Origin of the sequence: Microcoleus sp. S13_B4 (genome assembly GCF_036700885.1) — a bacterium.
Classification (GTDB): Bacteria; Cyanobacteriota; Cyanobacteriia; order Cyanobacteriales; family Microcoleaceae; genus Microcoleus.
The window spans coordinates 1-3,752 of record NZ_JAUBPU010000121.1 but is presented as its reverse complement, the minus strand read 5'-3'; the positions used below and the strand labels follow the sequence as shown (position 1 = coordinate 3,752).

Below are 3,752 nucleotides of genomic sequence, written 5' to 3'. Positions count from 1 at the left end.
GTATCTGCGGATGAGGCATCAGTTTACTTGGGCTACGCGGCGAAGTCTGGCGGTATCCTGTTTGTGGGAAAAACAACGCAATTCCAATTCAGACCGGACAAGCCTTGGAAATCAGAAAGCTGCAAAAAAGCGCCCAAATATCGCACACCAGTGGGAGAATACGACGCATTCTTGCCCCAGCATCCCACCGACAAAAACTACTGGGAGCCAGAAAATCTCAAGCAGCACTGCTACCGCATCAACGACCATCCGTGCATTGTCCTCACTGAAGGCCCGTTCAAAGGAATCGCCGGGTGCGCTAACGACATCCCAACTATTGCACTGCTGGGCGTTTCAATGGGTCTAACCTCTAAAAAAGGAGACATTCAAGGCAAGCGCTACTTGGTCGAAACTTTAGAAAAGTACGCCCGTGCCGGCTTCGGGTTTATCTTTGGCTTCGATGCCGACGCCGCCACCAACCCAAACGTCACCTGGGAACAGCGGAAACTCGGTCTTGTGTTGCTCAAGTTCGACGTTCCGGTCTACAGTGCAACTGGAGGTTGGGATGCGGGCACCGAAGGCGAAACCAAAGGCATGGACGATTTCATTCAACGAAAGAGCATTGAAGCTTTTAGAAAAGTGCTGGCCGCGTCCGTTACTTTTAAGGACTGGGAATCAAAAACCTTTGGAGGCGACGGTGGCAGCGGTGGAACTAGAGACAGATACCTCGTCCCCAAGTCCACAACGTTTGAGGTACACTGCCTCAAGAATTTATTCGGAGATGATTGGATAGTCATCAATGATGCTTTCTACCAATGGAACGGGCGCTATTGGCAGTTCCAAGATGAAGCGGACGTAAACAAACTCATCGGCGACTTTACCGAGAATTGCTACGAAACAGCAGAAGTCGGCAAAAAGTTTAAGTTCGGCACCAACAAATTCTTAGATTCGGCTTTTAAATATTGCCGGAAGGTGCTGCACCAGAAGGTTGACACTTCTCGGAACCACCTCAAATCATTCTCCAACGGCACTGTAGATTTGAGGACTGGCGAACTGTTCCCACACGACAAGGAACATTACCTGCTTTCCTGTTCGCCATGCGATTATGTTCCGGGGTCAGAATGTCCGCAGGAATTTAAGAAATTCATACTTTCTGCCTACGGTGCCGAACAGGTAGAGGTCATCAGAGCCTTGACTTCGATGTACTTAGACCCAACCGCACCTTACGGGAAGTTTGCTTACTTGATTGGGGATAGCGGTAGCGGGAAAGGCGTGATGCTCAGGACTTGGGCAAACTTACTTGGCGAAGAAAACAGCGTCAGTTCCAATAGCTTGACCGAACTGACAAAACCTGAAGGCCGGCATCAGCTATTAACTGGTAAATCCTTGTTTTACATCCCCGACGCTGGCGGATTTCTGAGCGGACTCAAAGCTTTTTACGAGTTGGTGGACAACGGCGGCATTTCGGGACGGGCGCTATTTTCGGCATCGGCTTACCAAAAAAAATGGAACGTGCGATTTGCGATCGCCTCCGTCGAACACATCCAAACGGAGAACAGTGGCGATGGTTGGGACAGGCGCTGCATTCCGTTGCAAACCCGCGCCCGAACGGCAAGCATCGAAGATCCGGAGCTAGGCCGCAAACTATCGGCAGAGCTGGGTGAGATCGCTGGTTGGGCGCTATCAATGGACAAGACAGAACGCAATCGCATTTTGCTCGTACCATCAACCAACCCGTCAATTGTCGCGCTCAAACAAGACGGCGCAATTCTAGGGGATAGCGTTCGCTCTTTTGTAGATCGCTGTTTGAGATCGGGTGGCGATAGTTACGTCGGTAGTGATCTGCACAGTTGGTACGCGGCATATTGCAAAGCCCACAATCTCTCGCCAAGCGGTTACAACAAATTCGTTCACCACTTGCAGCGAGTATTGTCAAATCACTGGCGAGCTTCCGAGGTTGTGCGAGAAGGCGACAAAATCAAGCGCATTCCGGCTCAGTGGCGGGGACTTCAGATTTTACCGTGCTTTGTTGATGTAGCAGTCGCGGAGGATGAAAATGGCAGCAACCGCCCCCATATCCCGAACTGGGCTTGCATCAAAACTATTTGTGCTGATGGCGGATTGCAAGAATTAACTCAAACCCGCACGGTTACAGGCACTTCAGCGATTGCAGAAATTCCAGCACATTCTCAAATAGCTCAAACCGTTGTGGTTACAGACGTTACAAGCAATTCTGAAATTGTTACAACATCTAAAAACCCTACAACCCGCATGGTTACAGACGTTACAGCGTTACAGGATGAAAGTAGCCAACATGAAAAGACCTCATCATACGAGATCACAGATGATCTTAATAACACGGCTGAAGGTGAATCCTTAACTGATGTAACTCCTGTAACCACAACTGTTACACCCACTTTTGAGTCCTCAGCAAAATCCTGTAACAGCTCAAAAACTTGTAACAACCCTCAGCTATCCGAGCCAGGGACGATCGCCCCTCTGGAATCCAAACCAATAGAGCCAACCGAACCAACAGAGCCGCCGAGCGTCCCGATGGTGAATTGGAATGTCGGCGAGCAAGTAAAAGTTTCGACCCAGTATCCCGGAGCTCAAGAATATATAGACGAGCGGGCCACCGTAGTTAAGGTGTGGAGCGATGGGCTATGCCGGATTGAGCTTGACCGCGAGATTTCAGTCATTGGAGGTAAACCTAAAAAACAATTCAACCTTAACGGGCGTTACTTGGTTTCAGAGTTCGCGAGCGACTCAAATCTCAACGAAGAGGAACTAGAACTCGTTAACCTGATGCGGTTCGCGGTTACACAATCAGACCCCCTAGTTACCGATGCCGTGAAAAAATGTCTCACGGAAACTTGCGACAAAGGTTTCGCTAACCGAAAAAAAGTTTGGGGAGCGTTGACGGCGAGTGAGCGAACTGTATTTAAAGCGCTACTAGCTGAGTTAGAAGCTCAGCCTCAGCCGAAACAGTTACCTCACACCCCCGCCCCGGTCGAGTCCGAGGCAAAAACTCTATCTGCCCCAATCGAACTCTCGAAGCGGGAGTGGGAACAGCCGACAACAGAAGCAGTGACCCAAGGAGTGACCCAAGGAGAGCCAATACTGAGGCCGGCGCTAGAACAGTCATCTGTGCCGATTGCCCCGTCGGAGTCAGAGCCAGAACAGGAGTTGCCAATCTTCACAGCAGATACTGAAGCGCATCAGCTTGATTTGCTGCCAGATTTCAAGCCGCTTTCAGACTCCGACAGGAGATTTTCGCCCGAATCTGAAGATTGGGCTTAATCCAAGAACACACTGCGAGCCTTGTCCAGTCTAGGCTTTCGTCTCTCTATATCGATCTTGGCTCTTAGTCAGCTTCACTCCAAGTAAGTGAGTTATTCCCATGAAAACATTTGTCGAATTCCAGCAGACTTATCTGTTCGCGACTCGCACCGTCGAGAGAAGCCGCCATCAATCGCATCATGAACAACCGCGAACATCAAATATCGCAGGCGAAACTCGCAATCGCCACCGCAAACCGAAAACTTGAAAATTTAGAATCTTCGCGGATAGTGTTCCAAAGAAGAGCTGAGTACGAACAGGAACCGCCCGATGTGGGGGAGTTGCGGGAGGAATTGACCGCCTAAATCAGCGACTGGTGGCCGCCTATCAACTTCCTGAAATTACACCCTCTCAACGCGAGAAACGGCAAGCGAGCGAGCAAGTCAAAGAATTCGTTGAAGGCGTGATTCTGAGTCTCAGTACCGAATCAATAA

Annotated in this window: 2 protein-coding genes; both read left to right on the top strand. The window is 50.0% G+C overall.

The features are described 5' to 3' along the window. On the top strand, window positions 1-3,279 hold a 3,279-nt coding region (locus tag QT994_RS27315; protein ID WP_333180223.1), incomplete at its 5' end, for a DUF3854 domain-containing protein. 110 nt (window positions 3,280-3,389) lie between these two features. Then, complete coding sequence (locus QT994_RS27310) at window positions 3,390-3,623, top strand: hypothetical protein (protein ID WP_333180220.1); 234 nt, start codon at window positions 3,390-3,392, stop codon at window positions 3,621-3,623. Window positions 3,624-3,752 lie beyond the last annotated feature (129 nt).